Origin of the sequence: Capnocytophaga sputigena, from assembly GCF_002302495.1 — a bacterium.
GTDB lineage: Bacteria > Bacteroidota > Bacteroidia > Flavobacteriales > Flavobacteriaceae > Capnocytophaga > Capnocytophaga sputigena.
Genome location: NZ_CP022379.1, coordinates 772,017 through 792,246 on the forward strand (window position 1 = coordinate 772,017; position 20,230 = coordinate 792,246).

17 protein-coding genes are annotated in these 20,230 nt (G+C 38.6%); 5 read left to right on the forward strand and 12 right to left on the reverse strand.

Translation table 11 applies throughout. From position 1 onward, the window contains the following. Positions 1-30 precede the first annotated feature (30 nt). The 3 genes from CGC57_RS03540 to tyrS all read right to left on the reverse strand — a co-directional run bounded on the left by CGC57_RS03540 (position 31) and on the right by tyrS (position 3,727). On the reverse strand, positions 31-1,158 hold the full coding sequence (locus CGC57_RS03540) for a WG repeat-containing protein (RefSeq protein WP_095897979.1): 1,128 nt from the start codon (positions 1,156-1,158) through the stop codon (positions 31-33). Beyond that, positions 1,155-2,324, reverse strand: a complete 1,170-nt coding sequence (locus tag CGC57_RS03545; protein ID WP_081450879.1) for a WG repeat-containing protein — start codon at positions 2,322-2,324, stop codon at positions 1,155-1,157. The genes CGC57_RS03540 and CGC57_RS03545 overlap by 4 nt, the downstream gene beginning before the upstream one ends. Positions 2,325-2,431: 107 nt before the next feature. Continuing rightward, a complete protein-coding gene (tyrS, locus tag CGC57_RS03550) occupies positions 2,432-3,727 on the reverse strand; it encodes a tyrosine--tRNA ligase (protein WP_002680671.1) in 1,296 nt (431 codons plus the stop codon). Between the two features lie 418 nt (positions 3,728-4,145). On the opposite strand from tyrS, the gene CGC57_RS03555 reads away from it, so the two are divergent. The 5 genes from CGC57_RS03555 to CGC57_RS03575 are packed head-to-tail and all read left to right on the forward strand — an operon-like array spanning position 4,146 to position 12,358. Continuing rightward, the gene (locus tag CGC57_RS03555) at positions 4,146-7,280 is read left to right on the forward strand and encodes a SusC/RagA family TonB-linked outer membrane protein (RefSeq protein ID WP_095897980.1); all 3,135 of its coding nucleotides are present in this window, start codon (positions 4,146-4,148) and stop codon (positions 7,278-7,280) included. A gap of 15 nt (positions 7,281-7,295) precedes the next feature. After that, positions 7,296-8,840 (forward strand): SusD/RagB family nutrient-binding outer membrane lipoprotein, encoded by a 1,545-nt coding sequence (locus CGC57_RS03560; protein WP_095897981.1) that lies wholly within the window; start codon positions 7,296-7,298, stop codon positions 8,838-8,840. Between the two features lie 23 nt (positions 8,841-8,863). After that, entirely contained in the window at positions 8,864-9,760 is an 897-nt protein-coding gene (locus CGC57_RS03565) for a glycoside hydrolase family 18 protein (protein ID WP_095897982.1), read from the forward strand. A gap of 5 nt (positions 9,761-9,765) precedes the next feature. Beyond that, positions 9,766-10,956 (forward strand): DUF1735 and LamG domain-containing protein, encoded by a 1,191-nt coding sequence (locus CGC57_RS03570; RefSeq protein WP_095897983.1) that lies wholly within the window; start codon positions 9,766-9,768, stop codon positions 10,954-10,956. A 1-nt stretch (position 10,957) separates the two neighbouring features. Beyond that, positions 10,958-12,358, forward strand: a complete 1,401-nt coding sequence (locus tag CGC57_RS03575) for a BT_3987 domain-containing protein (protein ID WP_095897984.1) — start codon at positions 10,958-10,960, stop codon at positions 12,356-12,358. 80 nt (positions 12,359-12,438) lie between these two features. On the opposite strand, the gene CGC57_RS03580 is transcribed toward CGC57_RS03575, so the two are convergent. The 9 genes from CGC57_RS03580 to carA form a co-directional block, all read right to left on the reverse strand. Beyond that, positions 12,439-13,689, reverse strand: a complete 1,251-nt coding sequence (locus CGC57_RS03580) for an aspartate kinase (protein WP_095897985.1) — start codon at positions 13,687-13,689, stop codon at positions 12,439-12,441. Between the two features lie 201 nt (positions 13,690-13,890). Then, entirely contained in the window at positions 13,891-14,580 is a 690-nt protein-coding gene (locus tag CGC57_RS03585) for a YiaD family glycine zipper/OmpA-like lipoprotein (protein WP_095897986.1), read from the reverse strand. A 20-nt stretch (positions 14,581-14,600) separates the two neighbouring features. After that, complete coding sequence (locus tag CGC57_RS03590) at positions 14,601-15,092, reverse strand: lipocalin family protein (protein ID WP_095897987.1); 492 nt, start codon at positions 15,090-15,092, stop codon at positions 14,601-14,603. 72 nt (positions 15,093-15,164) lie between these two features. Then, positions 15,165-15,926 (reverse strand): MBL fold metallo-hydrolase, encoded by a 762-nt coding sequence (locus tag CGC57_RS03595; protein ID WP_095897988.1) that lies wholly within the window; start codon positions 15,924-15,926, stop codon positions 15,165-15,167. Between the two features lie 89 nt (positions 15,927-16,015). Next, on the reverse strand, positions 16,016-16,174 hold the full coding sequence (gene rpmH, locus CGC57_RS03600; protein WP_002669412.1) for a 50S ribosomal protein L34: 159 nt from the start codon (positions 16,172-16,174) through the stop codon (positions 16,016-16,018). A gap of 194 nt (positions 16,175-16,368) precedes the next feature. Continuing rightward, the gene (locus CGC57_RS03605; RefSeq protein ID WP_095897989.1) at positions 16,369-17,127 is read right to left on the reverse strand and encodes a carboxypeptidase-like regulatory domain-containing protein; all 759 of its coding nucleotides are present in this window, start codon (positions 17,125-17,127) and stop codon (positions 16,369-16,371) included. 118 nt (positions 17,128-17,245) lie between these two features. After that, entirely contained in the window at positions 17,246-18,538 is a 1,293-nt protein-coding gene (gene eno / locus CGC57_RS03610; protein ID WP_095897990.1) for a phosphopyruvate hydratase, read from the reverse strand. An 87-nt stretch (positions 18,539-18,625) separates the two neighbouring features. Further along, the gene (locus CGC57_RS03615) at positions 18,626-19,096 is read right to left on the reverse strand and encodes a DinB family protein (RefSeq protein ID WP_095897991.1); all 471 of its coding nucleotides are present in this window, start codon (positions 19,094-19,096) and stop codon (positions 18,626-18,628) included. Positions 19,097-19,098: 2 nt separating this feature from the next. Continuing rightward, complete coding sequence (gene carA, locus CGC57_RS03620; RefSeq protein WP_095897992.1) at positions 19,099-20,202, reverse strand: glutamine-hydrolyzing carbamoyl-phosphate synthase small subunit; 1,104 nt, start codon at positions 20,200-20,202, stop codon at positions 19,099-19,101. Positions 20,203-20,230: the final 28 nt, after the last annotated feature.

Genomic DNA, 20,230 nt, shown 5'->3' on the forward strand with positions numbered 1-20,230 from the left:
TATGCACAGGGGGCGTTTTGCAAAACGCCCCTATTCTTTTCTTGGAGGGCGTTTACTCTCTATATTAGGGCGATAGTATTTATCACCTATTTTTACTTCATTGTCACGCTGTGGATAACCAAAAAAAGCATCTATTTTTCGTACTTCAGTAACTTGAGCATCATACTCATTACCTTCTTTATCTACAAATAATATAGTATCACCATCGTAAACTAAAATGTAGTTGCTCCATAAAGTTGATTGGTCTATAACTGTATAGCAAGCAGGTATAAATCTACTTTCATCATCTTTGCCTTTATAATATTTGAAATATCCTTTTTTATCACCTAAGTACAAGTTGAAGTTAGAGCCTGATCTATCAATTACATCATAAATAATGGGCAAGACTGTGTTTCCTTGCTCATCTAAAAAGCCCCAACGCTTATTTTTTTGCACTAAAAATAATTTAGGGGTAGTGTAATTTTCTTTTTCTAACACCTTATATTCAATAGGAATCACAATTTTTCCGTCATTATTAATCGTTCCCCATAGTGAATCCTTTTTTACTCTGGCGACTCCTTTATCAAAAATATCAATGTGATCATAACAAGCAGGGACGATGATTTTCCCTTGACGTTTAAGACCAAATTTACCATTTTCTATATAAGGAATAGCTATTTGAATATCTTCTTCATTTTTATATGTATTAAGCGATGAATATCCTGCTCCACCTGCACAAAAGAAGAACAGACAGCCCCCACTACTACTATAAGTATCCACACGCATATCGTTTTCAATATTAGGATATATCAACACCTTGTAAACTGAGGAATAGAAATATATAGGAAAGAAAGGCAGCAATCTACGCGATACAAACTTCCAGCCGTCTTTTTTAAGTTTTCCTTTGATACTTTTAGTTTCTGTAAGTACTTTTCCTTCTTTAAAAATCTCATAATTCACGTGGAGCGAATCACCCTTAAACTGCAGTTTGAAACGCATTGGAATTTTCTCTTTATCTAAATAACTATAAGGCAAAAAGGTGAAACAATTGCCTTTACTACCATTTGTTTCATAAGAATAAGCGTAATAAGTGCGATTGTTTAGCGCGGACATATCCATCTTAGAGCTACTACAAGCTACTATTAAGAGAAAGGGAATAAGGCAAAAGAGTTTTTTCATTTTTCTTGAATATTTATAGGTTTTTCAGATTGCATTGCGGGGCGCTTAGTCTCTAAGTTAGGTTTATAAAAACTATTATCAATCTTTACTATGCATTCCTTCCCCAATTTTTCCCCCATAAAAGTTTCCCACTTGCTTAGATGAACTATTTGCAAATCATATTCATTACCTTTGTGATCTATAAAAAGAGGTGTTAGTCCATCGTATACTAATATATGATCTGAATTAAGAGTGCGCATTTCTATTTTGCTATATACAGCAGGAATAAATAAATAAGGCATTTGAGATGGGGAATTAGTATTGTAAGTAAAATACCCTACTTTATTACCTATCCCTAAAATGTAACTTCTCTCATTAGATTGTTTTTCTATATAACTATAAATAAGAGGCAATATAGGCACTCCTGAAGGTTCTAAAAATCCGTATCGTCTTTCTTTTTGTGCTATAAACAAAGGGTGACTATCTACTGATTTGTCATACTGCAAAGCATCGTATTCTAAAGGAATGATCATCTGACCATTTTTATCAATGGTACCCCATTTCCCTTCTCGTTCTACAATAAAAAAACCATCGGTATAGGCACTGATATAATCATATTGAGCAGGTATAAGCAACTTTCCTCCCTTGTTGATACCATATTTACCATTTTCAAAAAAAGGAATCATCAGCTCTTCATCATTGATACGCTTGTAAATATGCTTTAATTTATAGGAATAACCAGATCCTAATACAGCTAATACAGCTCCCTCTCTATCTATATAAGTATCTACTCTCAAATTCCCTTCTTCAGTAGGGCGCAAACGCAGTCGGTGAATATAAATTCTCATATAAATAGGAAAATAAGGCACTATTTCACGAGCGGCATAATAGCGCCAAAAACGCCTTTTTTGTTTGCCTTTAAAACCTCTTACTATAGGAATAGTTGAGCCATTAGCAATTGAGTCGTAAGTCACAAACAAAGAATCTTTTTTAAAATGCAACCAAAAACTATTCACTGCTGCCTTTTGCTGTTGGTATTCCAAAGGTACAAAAGGAAATTTGCGTTCATTATCTTCTTCCTTTTCTTTAGAAAAAGCATAAAAAGACACATCATTTAGCACGGTCATATCTACTGTTTTACAAGCGATAAATAAAAAACATAATATAAGGGGGAGGAATGTTTTCATAGTGAAAAATGAAGAGTGAAAAGTAAAAAGTGAAGAATAATAGACTTTGCCAAAGTTTTTCTGCCTGTGCGGCTCGCACCTTTGGCAAAGTCGGATATTATAAAGAGTTATACTTTCTTTACTATAAAGTAGTTTTTCTTTCCGCGTTGTAGTAGAATAAATTTACCATCTACAAGGTCTTTTTCAGCTATTTGGTAGTCTTCACCTACTTTTTCTTTATTCACCGAAATAGAATTTTCTTTCAAGGCACGACGTGCTTCGGAATTAGAACTGATAAAACCTGTTTTTGCTGAAAGAATGGCAATCATATCAAGCCCTCCAGCAATATCGGCTGCACTTACTTCGGCTTGAGGTACACCATCAAACACTTCTAAGAAAGTTTTTTCGTCTAAAGTACGCAAATCGGCAGAGGTAGAGTTACCAAAGAGGATTTGTGATGCTTTTTTAGCTTTCTCAAGTTCTTCACGTCCGTGTACTAATACAGTGAGTTCTTCAGCTAATTTATTTTGTAATAGACGCAAATGAGGCGCCTCGGCGTGTTGCGCGATGAGAGCATCAATTTCTTCTTTACTAAGCATTGTAAAGATTTTGATATAACGCTCAGCATCAGCATCGGAGATATTAATCCAATATTGGTAGAACTTGTAGGGCGAAGTTTTCTCGGGGTCAAGCCATACGTTACCACCTTCACTTTTACCGAATTTAGTACCATCGGCTTTGGTAATCAGTGGGCAAGTGAGGGCATACGCCTTTCCTCCTGCAATGCGACGAATGAGCTCGGTACCAGTGGTAATATTTCCCCATTGGTCTGACCCACCCATTTGCAAGGTGAGGTTTTTCTCTTGATAAAGATGCAAAAAGTCATAACCTTGCAAGAGTTGGTATGAAAATTCAGTAAACGACATCCCATCAGTATTTTCATTAGGGTCGAAGCGTTTTTTTACTGAATCCTTAGCCATCATATAATTTACGGTGATGTGTTTACCGATATCGCGAATGAATGAAAGGAATGAGAACTCTTTCATCCAATCGTAGTTATTCACGAGTTCAGCGCGATTAGGTGCAGTGCTTTCAAAATCGAGAAATTTTGCTAATTGTTTTTTGATACCTGCTATATTGTGTGCTAATACTTCTTCGGTGAGCAAATTGCGTTCTACTGATTTACCTGAAGGGTCACCTATCATACCTGTTGCACCTCCTACGAGTGCATAAGGTTTATGACCGCAATTTTGGAAATGGCGCAACATCATCACGCCCACTAAATGACCGATGTGCAGCGAGTCGGCAGTAGGGTCGATTCCCACATAAGCTGCGCGTAAACCTTCCATAAGGTGTTGTTCGGTTTCTGGCATAATATCCTGAATCATACCACGCCAACGCAATTCTTCTATAAAATTCTTCATTAGTTTTATTCGTTTATGATCTATAATTTGGGCAAAGGTACGAATTAATTAAGAATTAACAAATAAACAAGAGGACAATCTACAAAAACGAGTACAAATTAAGTATTCTACGATTCTATACAAAATAAAAATATTAACATTTATTTAGAAATAAAGAAACTTATATTTTTCATAAGATGACAATATCTTTTTCTTAAAAATAACTAAAAATATTTTTCAATGGAATGAATTAAAATTTTCGATTTTTATTCTTTTTAGATTGAAAAAGTGCTTTTTTGATAAAATTCTTTTCGATTGATTAATAAAAAGTTACAGAAATTGAAATGTTAAAATTTAAATTTTGTTAATAAATTTGTTCGTTAAAATTTGGCAGTTTATTAAGAACTTTCTACCTTTGTCGAAAATAAATTATTAGTAAATGAAAGTAAAAGAATCAATGTTGCTATTCGTTTTGTTGCTATGCTGCACTGTAGCAATGGCACAAACGAGAGTATCTGTAATAGGTTCTGTTACAGGTAATGATGGACTGCCCCTTCCTGGGGTGAGTGTGGTTGTCAAAGGGACAACTCGTGGTGTTTCAACCGACTTTGATGGGAAGTACGAAATTCAAGTCACTCCTAATGAAGTACTTGAATTTAGTTCTATAGGCTATGCTTCTCAACTCAAAAAGATTGATACTAAAAAAGGGACGTTTACTTTAAACATCGTCCTTAAAGAAGAAGCGCAACAGCTTGGCGAAGTAGTAGTTACGGCGTTAGGTATCAAGCGTGAACAAAAGGCTTTAAGCTACAATGTACAACAGGTAAACGTCGAAGAGCTTACTAAAGTGAAAGATGCGAACTTTATCAACTCGCTCACTGGTAAAGTAGCGGGAGTAACGATTAACCGCAGTTCTTCAGGCGTGGGAGGTGCTACCAAAGTAGTGATGCGCGGCGCTAAATCTATTGAAAAGAGCAACAACGCTCTTTATGTAGTAGATGGTGTGCCTATGCTCTCCACTACTTCTACCCAAGGTAGTGGTAGATTTAATTCACAAGGAACTACTGAAAGTATTGCCGACATTAACCCTGATGATATTGAAAGTATGACTGTACTTACAGGGGCTTCGGCTGCTGCGCTCTATGGTTCGGCTGCTGCCAATGGAGCTATCCTCATCACTACTAAAAAAGGTAAAGAGGGTAAAATGAATATTCAGCTATCTTCTAATACAGAGTTTGGCAATCCGTTTGTTTTACCTGAATTCCAAAATACTTATGGCAGTGATGGAAAAGTAACTTCTTGGGGAGCAAAATTGCCCGATGATGCCAGTCGTTATGATGTGAAAGACTTCTTTAGAACGGCAACTACCCTTACCAATTCGGTAGCGCTCTCTGGAGGAACTGAAAAGAATCAAACTTATTTTTCAGCAGCTTCTACCAATGCTGAAGGTTTGGTACCTAACAATCAATACAACCGCTATAACTTTACAGTGCGCAACACTACCCACTTGCTTAACGACCGTTTGCGCATTGATGCTTCAGCAAGTTATATCCTCCAAAACCACCTTAATATGATTAACCAAGGGGAATATATGAACCCCTTAGTAAGTGCTTATTTGATGCCTCGTGGTTATGGTTTGCAACGCGCACGCCAGTTTGAGCGTTATAACCCTACCACTCATATTTACGAACAAGTATGGGGTGATTTGACTGCTGGGCCTGACGGTACTTTCAATGGTAGCTTTGCAGGTGATTACAGTTTGCAAAATCCTTATTGGGTAGCTTACCGCAACTTGCGCGAAAGCAAACGCGAACGCTATTTGCTTTCACTTGGAGTTACCCTCGACCTCAAAAAATGGAGCCCTACTGAAAAATGGGATATTTCAGGACGTGTACGCACTGATAATACCAATTTCACTAGTACCGACAAACGTTATGCTTCTACTTTGTCGTTATTAGATATGAGCAAAACAGGTTATTTTGGCATTGCTCGTGGTTATGAAAAACAAACTTACCTTGATGTGCTTACTAACCTCAACAAAAATTTTGAATGGGAAGGCGTAGGTCGTTTCTCTTTAGTAGCTAATATTGGCGCTTCTTTGCAAGACACTCGTTATGACGAATTAGGTTATAAAGGACCTTTGCGCAAAGATGGTATTCCTAATGTATTCAACGCTTTTAATATAGACCAAGGTGCTGTTAAAACGCGCCCTTACCAATCAGGTTATACTGAGCAAACTCAATCTATTTTCGGTAGTTTGGAGGTAGGTTATAACAGTTGGCTCTACCTTACCCTCACCGGTCGTAATGATTGGGCTTCACAGTTAGCGAACTCTCCACAATCTTCTTTCTTCTATCCTTCTGTGGGACTTTCAGGAGTACTTACTGATTTGCTTTCACCTGAAACAAAAGCTAAATGGTATAACACCTTATCTTTTGCTAAAATGCGCGTAGCTTTCAGTTCGGTAGCCTCTCCTTTTGACAGAGAACTTACTACCCCTACTTTCACTTTCAACGAAGATACTAAAGTATGGAAAGCAGTTTCCTATTTCCCTATTGGTGAATTGCGTCCTGAACGCACCGATTCTTACGAAGTAGGTATTGCTACCAAATGGCTCAAAGGAACACTAAGTTTAGATGCTACCGTTTATCAAACTAACACTTACAACCAAACTATCAAGGCTGAGATTTCACCTTCTACAGGTTTCGACGGCATCTACTTGCAAACAGGTGATGTACGCAACCGCGGACTTGAAGTAGGATTGGGTTATGATTTGAAAATCAAAGACAAAATCAACTGGAACAGCTATTTCACTATGAGCTACAACGAAAACAAAATTATGTCGCTTGTAGAAGATTACATTAACCCTGTAACTGGACAACGCGAAGGCCGTAGTTACTTAGAAAAAGGAGGTATTGGTGGAGCTCGCTATATCCTTAAAACAGGAGGTACTTTAGGCGATGTGTACGCTACTAACGATTTCAAACGCAATGCAGATGGCAACCTACTTGTAGATAGCAATGGCAAAGTGAATGTAGAAGAATATGGCAACCGAGACAACTATGTGAAATTAGGCACCGTACTACCTAAATACAACTTAGGTTGGCGCAATGATTTCAATATTGGTAATATAGGTTTTGGTGCTATGTTCGCAGGACGCATAGGAGGTGTAGCTATCTCTATGACTCAGGCTGCCTTAGACCACTATGGTGTTTCTAAAGAATCAGCTGAAGCTCGCAATGCAGGAGGCGTAAACCTCGACGGTTACAAAGTACCTGCACAAAGTTACTTTGAAGAACGCGGAAAAGGACGTGTAGCACAATATTATACCTATTCGGCTACTAACTTCCGCTTGCAAGAGGCTTATGTTTCTTATCATTTGCCACGCAAACTCGTGAACGATAAGATAGATGTCACCCTTTCTATAGTAGGTAGAAACTTAGCAATGCTTTACTGCAAAGCACCTTTCGACCCTGAAGCGGTTTCATCTACTGGTAACTACGCTCAAGGTTTAGACTACTTTATGTTGCCAAGCCTTAGAAGCTATGGTTTTAGTATCAAAGCAAATTTTTAAATAAGCGCAAAAAGAATGAAAAAATATATTATCCCTGTACTAGCACTACTCACTGTAGGCTGTACTAAAGATTTTAAAGATTTCAATACAAACCCTTACGGAGCTACCGATGAACAGCTTAGTAGAATCCCACAAGGAGGGAATGAACTTGTCGCCTTGCAAAAATTAGTAGTACCTCAGCAGGAAAACTCTTACCAAATGTGTTTTGACCTGCCTGCTACTCCTTATGCAGGTTATGCTTCACAACCTAAATTCCAAGCCGATTACCCTGTGTATAACCCACGTACAGGCTGGACTGACTATGTGTTCGATGATACTTACACCAAGCATCTATACCCTGCTTATTTCGCTCTAAAAAGCTACTCTAAAGGAGATATGAGCAAATACTATTTTGCTTGGGGAACTGTGTTGCGCGTAGCTATTACTCATTGGCTTACCGATAGTTATGGACCTCTACCCTACTCTCAAATGGAAGCTGGTAAAACCCAAACTCCTTACGACAAACAATCGGATTTGTATAAATATATGGCTGAGGACTTGAAAGCGGCTATCAACACCTTGAAAGCTGTAGACGCTTCCGACCGCCAATATGCCGATTTTGACCTTGTATACAAGGGTGATATGACTAAATGGGTGAAATACGCTAACTCTTTATTGTTGCGTATGGCTATACGTATGAGTGATGTAGACGAAACTAATGCCAAAGCTTATGCTCAATTTGCTCTTACTAACGGAGTGATTACTGAAAATGCTGATAACGCCATGCTTGAAAATAAAGATAATGCAGCTTTCAAAGTAGCAGTAAGTTGGGGTGACTCACGTGCAGGTGCCGATATTGTAGCCTATATGAATGCTTTTTCCGACCCTCGTCGTGAAGCCTATTTCACTGAAGTTACTGGTTTAAGTCAAAAATACATTGGGTTAAGAAGTGGACTTACTGGTATCACTGTAGACCCTGCTCTTTTTTCAGCCCCAAAAATTACTAAAGAGTCTCCTATGGTGTGGATTACTGCATCGGAAGTAGCTTTTATCAAAGCTGAAATGGCTCTCAAAGGTTGGACTTTTGTAGGCGACACTGCCGAAAACTTGTACAAAAAAGGTATAGAACTATCATTTGCTCAACACAATGTTGCCATAGGAAGTTACTTGAGCAACACTAGTGTTCGTGGTGCTTATACCGATCCTCGTCAAAATGCTTACAACAACCCTACATTCTCATCGGCTATTACTGTAAAATGGAATAGCAGTGATAGTAATGAAGTGAAATTATCAAAGATTATCACTCAAAAATGGATTGCGATGTACCCTTACAACTCACACGAAGCGTGGGCTGAATGGCGCAGAACTGGCTATCCTAACCTAATGGCTCCAGTAGAAAATCGCAGCAATGGAGTGATTACGTCGGTAACCCAAGTAAATGGTAAAGACACTGGAGGTATGCGCCGCTTGCCTTTCTCTTCTAAAGAGACTACTAATAACCCTACCAACCGCAACACCGCTGTAGGTTACTTAGGAGGTGCTGATAATGGCGCTACCGACCTTTGGTGGGTGAAGAAATAACTTAACTTTTAAATGTTATTGCAATGAAAAAAATAATGATCATAGCCTCGTTACTCGCTGTTGCTTGTAACGATATTGAACCAATAGATATAGAGGCTCCCAAACGTGAAATCAACACTCAGGCGCTTACTCAATACAAAGCCGACCTGAACAAGCGACCAATCACTATGGGAATGCTCTACAATTGGGGAAAAGAAGCAGGTGCTATCCTGATGAATACCCCCGATAGTTTAGATGTGATTGTAGTGAAAAACAACTACAACGCTATCGACGAAATGCTCCAAAACGATTTGAGAAACGTACAACAAAAGAAAGCGACTAAAGTATTGCTCGGTATTGATTTTTCTGAAGCTACTACTACCGATACTACCAAGCTTACCAAACAAGCTAACGATGCTCTTGCTATTGCCAAAGCCAATGGTTTTAACGGTGTGAGTGTAGAATTTCCGCAAGAAAGTAGCGACTACTTTTCTAAAGTAGCTTTTGATGCAGTTCTTTCGGCTATTGTTGCTAATAAAGGTAACTTGCTCTTTGCCGTTGAAAATATGTATGGTGAGTATGGACTAACAAGTGAGGAAAAACCGATTGACAAAGCTAATTGGGTCATATTCCGCAAAAAGGACAATGAGCTATTACGCAGTTTCACCGATCAGGCTGAAAAGTGGAAAACGCTTCGCTATTTACCTTCAACCGATTTCACCGAAGAAGGTCTTGACGATGGTTATAGCGACTCTACCAATTTCAACCCCGATGGAAAGAATGGTCGTTATCCACGCACAGTAGATATCGTCAATTGGAAAGCCGACAACAGAGCTGGTGTAGCCCTTTACCACATCGAAAAAGATTACTACAATCTCTCTGGTAAAACTACTTCCAAAACCTTAAGAGGTATCATTCACAAAGTACAACAACAAAAATAGAAGTAATGAAACGCAATTTAATAATAGGTATGTTCCTCGCCCTTGCGGCTTGCGCTCCTAAAGAAGATGTAGGAGGAGGAGCTAAAGCAGGAGGTCAATCGGCAGTGTTGCTCCAAAAAGATGGCAATAAAACCGCTGAATTTTCTTCTCCAGTAGCCATTTCGGCTCAAGCTAATGAAGTAGGTACTCAAAAAATCGTAGCCTACCAAGTACAATTGTTTAAAGAGAACAATAGCAATTTGGCTGCTTTTGTCACCTTAGACGAAAGCCAAGTAGCTAAATACAATAGCTTATATGGCACCAATTATACTGTGTTGCCTGCTAAGTTTATTTCGTATACTAAAACCTTGAACATCAAAGCTGGTAATATTCTATCGGACGAAGGGACTGCCAAAGTAACCGTTTCTGATGAGATGAAGGACAACACTGCTTATATGTTTGCCTTGCGCCTCTCCTCAGTAAGCGGAGCGAGAGTTACGCCTAATACCCAACTGCTAATGGTAAGCTTTGAAAAAGTAAAAGGTCAAATTAAAAGCACCTTGGCTGTTACTCGCGATGAGTACTTAGAAGTAGATAACGGAGGATATCCTAGCGTTAGTGATATTGGTCGCACCTTCACTATGGAAGGACTCATCAATATACAGAAATTTAGAAGTAATCCTGATGATCCAGGTGAAGCTGGCATTTCTACCTTTATGGGTACAGAAGGAAAAACTTTATTGCGCTTCGGCGATAGTGGAGTAGAGCCTGATCACTTACAAGCCAATGGTCAAGACATAGGCGTAAAATTCAAAACTAACCAATGGTATCATATTGCTTTAGTAGTGGACGGCAGTAAAACCATTGCTTATGTAAACGGTAAAAAAATAACTGAATTTACAAAATCAGGAAGTCTTCACACTTTCTATATTGGAAAGAGTTGGAGCGAAAATCGAGGTATTGTAGCGCGCTTTAGTGAACTCCGCTTATGGAGTGTAGCTCGTACTGCTGAACAAATAAAAGACGGTATGTACGAAGTGAATCCTACTGAAAGTGGCTTGTACGCTTACTGGAAAATGAACGAAGTGAAAGACAATAAAATACCTGATGCTTCTGGCAATAACCGATTCCTTACCTTACAAGGTCAAGCAGGCAAAAGTGGTAGACAAACTATCCAACTACACGAAGAAGAAAAAGGTGTAAAAATAACTGAATAATATGAAAGCAAAATACATCATAGCCAATATAATGATAGGTGCAGCATTGCTGTACGCTTGCGAGAAAGACAAAATAGAATTGCCTCAACCCGAGAACAATACTATGAATAGCCAAGGCAGTGTCTTGTATTACAAAACGGTTCCTCAACAAGAGGAAACTAACCTTACTGCCGATGGGGCTTATACTTTTGTAACCAAAGTAGGAAAAGCAGCCTCCGATGCAGGAACTGTTACTTTGCTCACTGGTTCTTTGGAAAAAATCGTTAAAGATTACAACGCTTTTAAAGGAGTTTCAGATTATAGTTTGTTACCTTCAGCCCACTATACTTTTGAAGGCAATAGTTATTCCAAAGGTGCCACTGAGGCTGAAGCAAAACTCACCATTAAAGATTATGCTTCTTTAGCGTATGGCGAGTATTTGCTCCCTTTAAAAGTGGAGATGGCAGGACAACAAGTATTCCATTTGGTAAAAATACATAAAGATGGAGAATATTCTGCTCTTAGCGAAACCTCTAAAAAACCTTTGCCCCCCGGAAGCTATAGCTGTTCTAATCGTAAAGAACCTATGAAAATGGTCGCTTATGTAGAAACTAACGACTGGGATATCCGCAATATGGGGCAGTTTATACTTAAAGACAGTAAAAAACCAGTATTTGACATTGTGATTTTATTCGCTGCCAATATGAACTATGATGCCAAAAAAGGCAAACGTTATTTATCTTTCAACGATAAATTGCAACCTATTCTCAAAGACCCCGATAAGTATATCAAACCTTTGAAAGATAGAGGTATCAAAGTGATAGTAGATATCTTGCCTAACCACCAAGGAGTAGGTTATCTCAACTTCCAAAACTACGAAGAAGCTCTTGAGTTTGCTCGTGAATGCAAACAATATGCTGATAAATACGGTTTTGACGGTTACGATATAGATGAAGAATATGCAGGGTATGGAAAAGTTGAAGACAAACCTTATGTAGGAGATGAATCTATCTTATGGTTTATGCGTGCAATGAAAGAAGTAATGCCTAATAAACTTCTTACGTTATATGATTATGGACATGGATTATATGGCAGTACAACTGATGACCAAGGAAAAGAAGCTAAAGACTACATAGACTATAGTTGGGCTAACTATTGGGAACAACACGGGTCTTATATAGGCGTTCCTAAAGAAAAATACGGACAATACTCTATTGAGGCTAATAGTGGACTTTATGCAGCAAGCTATTCAGCTCAATCTAACTTAGATGGTTGTTATGGATTGGTGATGATATTCAATATCAATGGAAATAGTATAAAAAGTGGAAGAACAACTAGAGACCTAAGTAATGCTACTAGGTTATTATATGGTGAAGAATGTATATTCTCTGGTAAATACCATAAAGGACATAGAGATAGGTAACACTTATAATTACTTTATAAAAAGAAGAGGCTGCCCTTTGCACTGGGGGCAGCCTCTTTATTTATACTATACTACTTTATTTATGCTACTACTATTTGTACCGTATCGGCAGCTACTTGCTTGAGTAATACGGTTTTTCCTGTTTCTACTGTTTGTATAGCCGCTGGGGTGGCGTGGCGAATGGTATAAAGTGTTACTTTTTCGGTTACTGAGACTTTAAAACGCTCTTCTAATTTTTCTAATAGTTCTGCCAAGGTATCAAACTTGTTGTCTACACATACCGAGAAACTAATCGCTGAGTTTTGTATCACACTCACTTTCATTTGTGCTTTGTGCAAACTCTTGAAAATATAACTAATACCTTCTTCCACTATAAACGAGAAATCACGAGAGGAGAGCGAGAGTAATATCTGGTCTTTTTTGAGGATAAAGCAAGGTACTTTAGGCTCTAATTCAGAGACATTACACACGGCACTTCCTTCGGCTGTAGGATTTACAAATGAACGTACATAGAGAGGAATTTCCTTTTGTTGTAGAGGTTGTAAGGTTTTAGGGTGAATCACCGAAGCTCCATAGAACGCGAGTTCTATAGCCTCTTTATACGGGATTTTGTGTAAGAGCTCGGTATGTTCAAAATAACGGGGGTCAGCATTGAGCACCCCTGGAACATCTTTCCATATTGTTACACTCTCGGCATTAAGGCAATAAGCAAAAATTGCAGCGGTATAATCAGAGCCTTCACGCCCTAAAGTAGTGGTGAAGAAATTGGCATCACTGCCCAAGAATCCTTGAGTAATATTTAGCAGTGATTTGTTGATATGGGTGCGGATATTACTTTGTGTCTCTTCCCAATCAATAGAGGCATCGCGATAGTTGCTATCGGTTTTCACGAGATTACGCACATCTATCCAAGTGTTTTTAATACCATTATCATTCAAAAACTGACTGATAATAGTGGTAGAAATGAGCTCGCCAAAACAAATTACTTGGTCGTACACGAAACTGTGTTTTGGTGACTTGTTGCGTTCTAAAAAGGAAGTGAGTTCGGCAAAAAGTCCATCGACTTTCCAGTACACAGGATGATTTTCATCGGTGAATAACTCGCGAATGATATGATAGTGAAAATCCTTTATCACTTGAATACTTTCGGAGAGTTTTTCTTGTTCTTTGAAATAACTGTTCACTACCACTTCCAAAGCATTGGTAGTCTTCCCCATTGCCGAAATGACAATGAGGGTATTGGCATAGCCTACATTTTCTAATATTTTAGCGACATTGCGCACGCCTGCAGCATCTTTCACTGAGGCACCTCCAAATTTGAATATCTGCATTTTAATTAGGTAAGAGGTAAAAAGTAAGAGTTATATCTAAAGCCTTTTACCGAAATTGACAAGGCAAAAGTAGTGCATTTTAATGAAAAGAGAAAAGAGAAATGCGAAAAAAGTCAATTAGATAATTTGTTGTTATATCTATAACTAAAAAATAAGCGCTGAGGGATACTCAACGCTTATTCTATTTGAAGTGTTATGTTCTTATTGTCCAGCTTGTTTTTTAGCTTCGGCTTTCATTTTTTCGTTAGGAACGATTACCACATTCACACGGCGGTTTTTAGCACGACCTTCAGCAGTATCGTTGCTTGCTATAGGATTTTTTTCACCGTACCATTTGGTAGTAAAACGACTGCTTGCTAAACCTTTACTTTTAAAATAGTTAGTAACAGCTTGTGCGCGGCGTTGTGAAAGACCTAAGTTATACTCATCTTTACCTACGCTATCAGTATGACCAGCTACTAACACATTAGTATCAGGGTATTCTTTGAGGATAGCTGCTAACTTATCTAAGGTTTGTTTTGATTTTTCGTTGATGTTGTACTTGTTAGTATCGAAGTAAACACCTCCGTTGTTTTCGTCAAAAGTAACCACGATACCATCGTCTACGCGTTTTACATCGGCACCAGGGATTTCTTCTTCAATTTTTTTAGCTTGTTTATCCATTTGGTTACCGATAACAGCACCAGCTGCACCGCCTACTACAGTACCAAGTACTGCGCCGAGTTCGCTATTTTGACCGTTACCGACGTTGTTACCTAAGATAGCTCCTAATAGAGCTCCTCCTGCTGCACCAATTACAGCTCCACGTTGTGCTTTGTTTGTATTATTGTATGCCTCACAACCAGTAAGCAATACAGCTGCTGATAAGGCTAAAACTACGAATTTCTTCATTATTTCTTATTTTTTTTTAATTATTTTACAAAGTTCATTGAGATTACAAAAGGTTTGCCATCTACTCTTACGGTTTGTTGCCATACCATTGCATTTTCTGATATGCTTGCTAAGTGCAAACGAATACCTGCATTGGTTTCAGATTTGTATTTTTCATTGGTAGGTTTCAACAAGAAATCGTAATATCCAGTAGATTTATCGATTTGTTGTACTACGAAAATGAAGTTTCTTTGTCCTGTAGAGCAACCACCTGCATTGATAGTATAGTGCCCGCGGTTGTTGTTAGGAACAAATTTCCAAGTACTACCTTCAAAACATTCTTTTGAGGTATCGTTCAATAAGGTAACATCAAACTTACCTTGTTCGCTATAAGTAATAGACTGTAGAGTCCATTCACCTTTGATAGCTTTGTCGGCTACATTTGTTTCTTTAGGTTTAGCAGTCATAGAGTTAGAGCTCTTACAAGCCATCACCAATGCTGCTATTACAAATAGAAGTGCAATTTTTCTCATCTTGATAAATATTTTGTTTTGCGGGCAAAAATACAGTTTTTATTCATAACTTGCACAACAATTAACTAAATATTAACATTTTATCACTAAATTATCGTAGGCTAAAAAAACATTTTCGGGGAGGTTTTGTTGTATCTCATCGTGAAAACCAAAGGTTTGACTCACGTGTGTGAGAAAAGTGCGTTTGGGTTGTACTTGTGCTATAATCTCTAATGCTTCTGATAAATTAAGGTGTGTAGGGTGCGCTTGTTCTCTCAAACAATTTAACACTAAGGTATCTACCCCTTTCAGTTTCTCTATTTCTTTATCTTCTATATATTTAGCATCTGTGATGTAAGCGAAATTTTCAATTCGGTAGCCTATAATGGGCAAATTGCCGTGCATCACGTGTATAGGTTGCACTATTTTTCCGTGTAGGCTAAAGGGCGTACTATTTATTTCGTGAGCAATTACTGAGGGAGCGCCCTCATATCTATTTTCGGTAGCAAAGATATAAGCAAAACGAACTCTCAACTCGTTAATTACGCGTTTGAGTCCATAGATAGGCATATCACCTTGGAGGCGCACAAAAGGGCGTATGTCGTCCATACCGGCAGTATGATCGGCGTGTTCGTGAGTAAAAAGGATAGCCTCTAAATGCTGCACGTTGTTAGTGAGCATCTGCTGCCTAAAATCGGGGCTACAATCTATTGCAATATTGGTATTATCCCAACTGATGAGTACCGAAGTGCGCAAACGCTTGTCTTTAGGATTGGTGCTTTTGCCTACAGGGTGGTCGCTTGCTATTACAGGGACTCCTTGAGAAGTGCCTGTACCGAGGAAAGTAATCTTCATTTTTCAGGTAAGAGATAAGAGGTAAGAGGTAAGAAATAAGAACTTTAGCTCTTATTTCTTACCTCTTACTTTTTACCTTATAGAAAGGTTTATTTTTTATGACGTGGTTCTGAGGATACAGTTAGTTTTTTACGTCCTTTAGCGCGACGGCGTGCTAATACTTTTCTACCATTGGCAGTTGCCATACGTTCTCTAAAACCGTGTTTATTTCTTCTTTTTCTTTTTGAAGGTTGAAATGTTCTTTTCATTGCTTGTTAATCTTTAAAATCTTATTAAAAATGATACTTTGTCTCTCTATTTTATCAATAGCGGGGCAAAAGTACATCTTTTTTTTGGAATGACAAAATTTTTTATAGGTAAAAGGTAAAAGGTAAGAGACAAGAAACTGTTAAACCTTTATTTTACAATATTTTAATTGAAATAAAATTGTTGTTATACCTTCTTATTTTTTCTTGTGTAAGACTCTATATTCTTCGTAACACTGACTGATAGCTTCAAGCACTTGCAGGTCGTTTGCGGTCATTATAAAGTCGTTAGAATAATTGCAAGAACGGATGATTTCTTCGAGTTCAGAGCGATCTACTTGCAAAAGTTCTAATAGGGTTTCGCGATCATAACGGGTGGAAAGAGCATCACTCAATTGATTATCTTTGCGCATCTCTCTGAGTTTGCGCATTTCCTTTCCTTTAGCACTGAAAGAGCGGCTGAGCAAATCGGCGGGGTTCATTACAGCACTGAGCACGCGCCCTACGGCACTAGCACTGGCACGGCTTTCATAGCCTATTTCTAAGCCCGAAACGCTATAACGAGTATTGTTATTAATAGGAGCATTTTTAGCATCGATATCTAAGTATCCGGTGAGTTTATAAGGGGTAACCACGACCTCTTCCAAGGCGTAGGCGAGTTCGGTCATACCTATTTTAAGTCCTTGGAATTTTATCATATCATTGGTAATCCTTATTTTAGTAGATTTATACCCCAAAAAAGATATATAAAGCGTATCATTAGCAGTTACTCTAATGGTAAAATCTCCTTTTTCGTTAGTTGTGGTTCCTCGTACTTTGTTGAGATTCAAGATATGTACATTAGCCATTGGTTTGTTGTTCTGCACACTATACACGTGACCATGCAACTCAGTTTCTTGAGCTACCAGCGTACTTACAAACAACAACATACAAAACCACAATATCTTCTTCATCATAATTATTTCTTTTTAAGGGTAAAAAAGAGGTTTTTAAGGTGTGATAATTGATTAACAGAACTATCAATATTTATAAACTTTGCCAAAGTGTGAAACTTTGGCAAAGTTTGTGAGGTTATTAGTTCTTCACATTGAAGGCTTTTTCTTTAGGATAGTAGGCTACTGAACCTAAAGATTCTTCGATGCGGAGCAATTGGTTGTACTTAGCCATACGGTCAGAACGTGAAGCAGAACCAGTTTTGATTTGTCCGGTGTTCAAAGCTACAGCCAAGTCGGCAATAGTATTGTCTTCAGTTTCACCTGAACGGTGAGACATTACGGCTGTATAACCAGCGCGGTTAGCCATATCTACGGCTGCGATAGTTTCAGACAAAGTACCGATTTGGTTTACTTTGATAAGGATAGAGTTTGCAATACCTTTGGCAATACCTCTTTCAAGGATAGATACGTTAGTAACGAACAAGTCGTCACCTACTAATTGAACGCGGTTACCGATTTTATCAGTAAGGAGTTTCCAACCATCCCAGTCGTTTTGATCCATACCGTCCTCGATAGAGATGATAGGATATTTAGCTACTAACTCAGCCAAGTAGTCAGCTTGTTCAGCTGAAGTACGTACTTTACCTTTAGCGCCTTCGAAGATAGTATAGTCGTATTTACCATCTTTGTAGAACTCAGAAGAAGCACAGTCTAAGGCGATTTTGATATCTTCACCCCATTTGTAACCAGCTTTGTTTACTGCTTCTTTGATAGAGTCGAGTGCATCTTCGATGTCTTTGAAGTTAGGAGCAAAACCACCTTCGTCGCCTACAGCAGTTCCTAAACCTTTGTCGTGTAATACCTTTTTAAGGTTGTGGAATACTTCAGCACCCATTTGGATAGCTTGTGAAAAGTCTTTTGCATTCACAGGCATAATCATAAACTCTTGGAAAGCAATAGGCGCATCGGAGTGAGCACCAGCATTGATGATGTTCATCATAGGCACTGGCAAAGTGTGAGCACTTACCCCACCTACGTAGCGGTACAAAGGCAAACCGAGTTCTTCGGCAGCAGCTCTAGCAACCGCTAATGATACACCAAGAATAGCGTTAGCTCCTAATTTAGATTTGTTAGGAGTACCATCAAGAGCAATCATAGTTTGGTCGATAAGGTTTTGTTCAAAAACGTCCATACCTACGATTTCTTCAGCGATGATATCGTTTACATTGGCAACGGCTTTAAGTACGCCTTTACCCATATAATCTTTACCGCCGTCGCGCAATTCAACAGCTTCGTATTCACCTGTTGAAGCTCCTGAAGGAACAGCAGCTCTACCAAGGAAACCATTTTCAGTTTCTACATCTACTTCTACGGTTGGATTTCCTCTTGAATCCAAAATCTGACGTGCGTGCACGCTTACAATAATACTCATATATTTTGTTATTTAATTATTTACTTTGTTTAGGGGTCAGGTGCTAGGGGGACATTTCTGACCTATCTGACTTATCTGAGTTAATTATCAATTGTTAAAACTTTCTCTTCCCCAAAAGGAAGGAGGTTCGATACCTAAAGCGCGGAGGTAAGTATACCCTTGTCCGCGGTGGTGACTCTCGTTTTCAATAAAATACAATATCCATTGGGCAAAGCTAAAAGTCATTTGATAGATAGTCAGTGGCTGGGTATAATCGCCTACTTTTTGCCATTCACGGTCGAGAATTTCAGTAGCTCTATCCCACAAAGCTAATACTTCTGCTTTGGTAGTAGGGAAAGTTCCTTCTAAGAAAAGCGTGTGTTGTTCTTGAAATCTTTCTTTGAAAAGATAGTCCATAACTCTCAAAAACTCTTCTACCATTGCTGAAAACGGACGCAAGTTTGCAATATTGAACTCAAAGAGGTCTTTCTCGGGAAAAGCCTCAATCACCTTGCGGGTGAGAGCACGCACATCTTTTAGATTAGTGAGCAGTGCTTGGGGTGTAAGTAATTCTTTCATTATTATTTTTTAGTTATCATTTCTACAAATTGGTCGAACAAATAGGTTGCATCGTTAGGACCTGGGGCTGCTTCAGGATGGTACTGTACACTAAAACATTTCTTCCCTTTTACACGCAAACCCATCACGGTATTGTCGTTTAGGTGAGTATGGGTGATTTCGACGTTAGGATTAGCTTCTGCCTCTGCCCTATTCACTGCAAAACCGTGATTTTGTGAGGTAATCTCATCTTTGCCGGTAAGCAAATTTTTCACGGGGTGGTTGATACCGCGGTGACCATTGTGCATCTTGTAAGTACTAATACCATTGGCAAGTGCAATAATTTGATGTCCTAAGCAAATACCAAAAATAGGTAAATCCTCAGCAATCATTTGTTTTACTTGAGCAATGACCTCGGTGAGTGGCTCGGGGTCGCCAGGTCCATTAGACAAGAAATAGCCATCGGGATTCCACGCTTTGAGCTCAGCTAAAGGCGTGTTGTACGGGAATACTTTGATGTACATATCACGAGCTGCCAAGTTGCGCAAGATATTTCGCTTGATACCAAAATCGAGTGCTGCTACTTTGTACTTCGCTTCTGGATTGCCAAAAAAATAAGGTTCAGTAACTGACACTTTCGATGCCAATTCTAAACCTTTCATATTGGGAACCTCTTGTAAACGAGCTTTGAGTAGTGCTAAATCATCGGTTTCAGTGGAAATAACAGCATTCATTGAGCCATTGTCGCGAATGTAGCTGACTAAAGCACGTGTATCAACTTCGCAAATAGCTACTAAGTGGTTACGGTCTAAAAAATCTTTTAAGGTTTCCTCAGCAAGGGAGCGGGAGGCATCATAACTAAAATTTCTGCAAACCAGCCCTGCAATTTTCATACCACTTGATTCGTAATCATCGGCAGCAATGCCATAATTACCAATATGAGCATTGGCAGTAACCATAATCTGACCAAAGTATGAGGGATCAGTAAAAATTTCTTGATAGCCCGTCATACCTGTATTGAAACACACTTCGCCAAAAGCAGTGCCTTCATAACCAACACTTTTGCCATAAAAGGCAGTGCCATCGGCAAGGAGCAAAACTGCTTTTTTCTTTTGTTGATACTTCATTGTGCTATTTGCTTAATTTGAGCGCAAA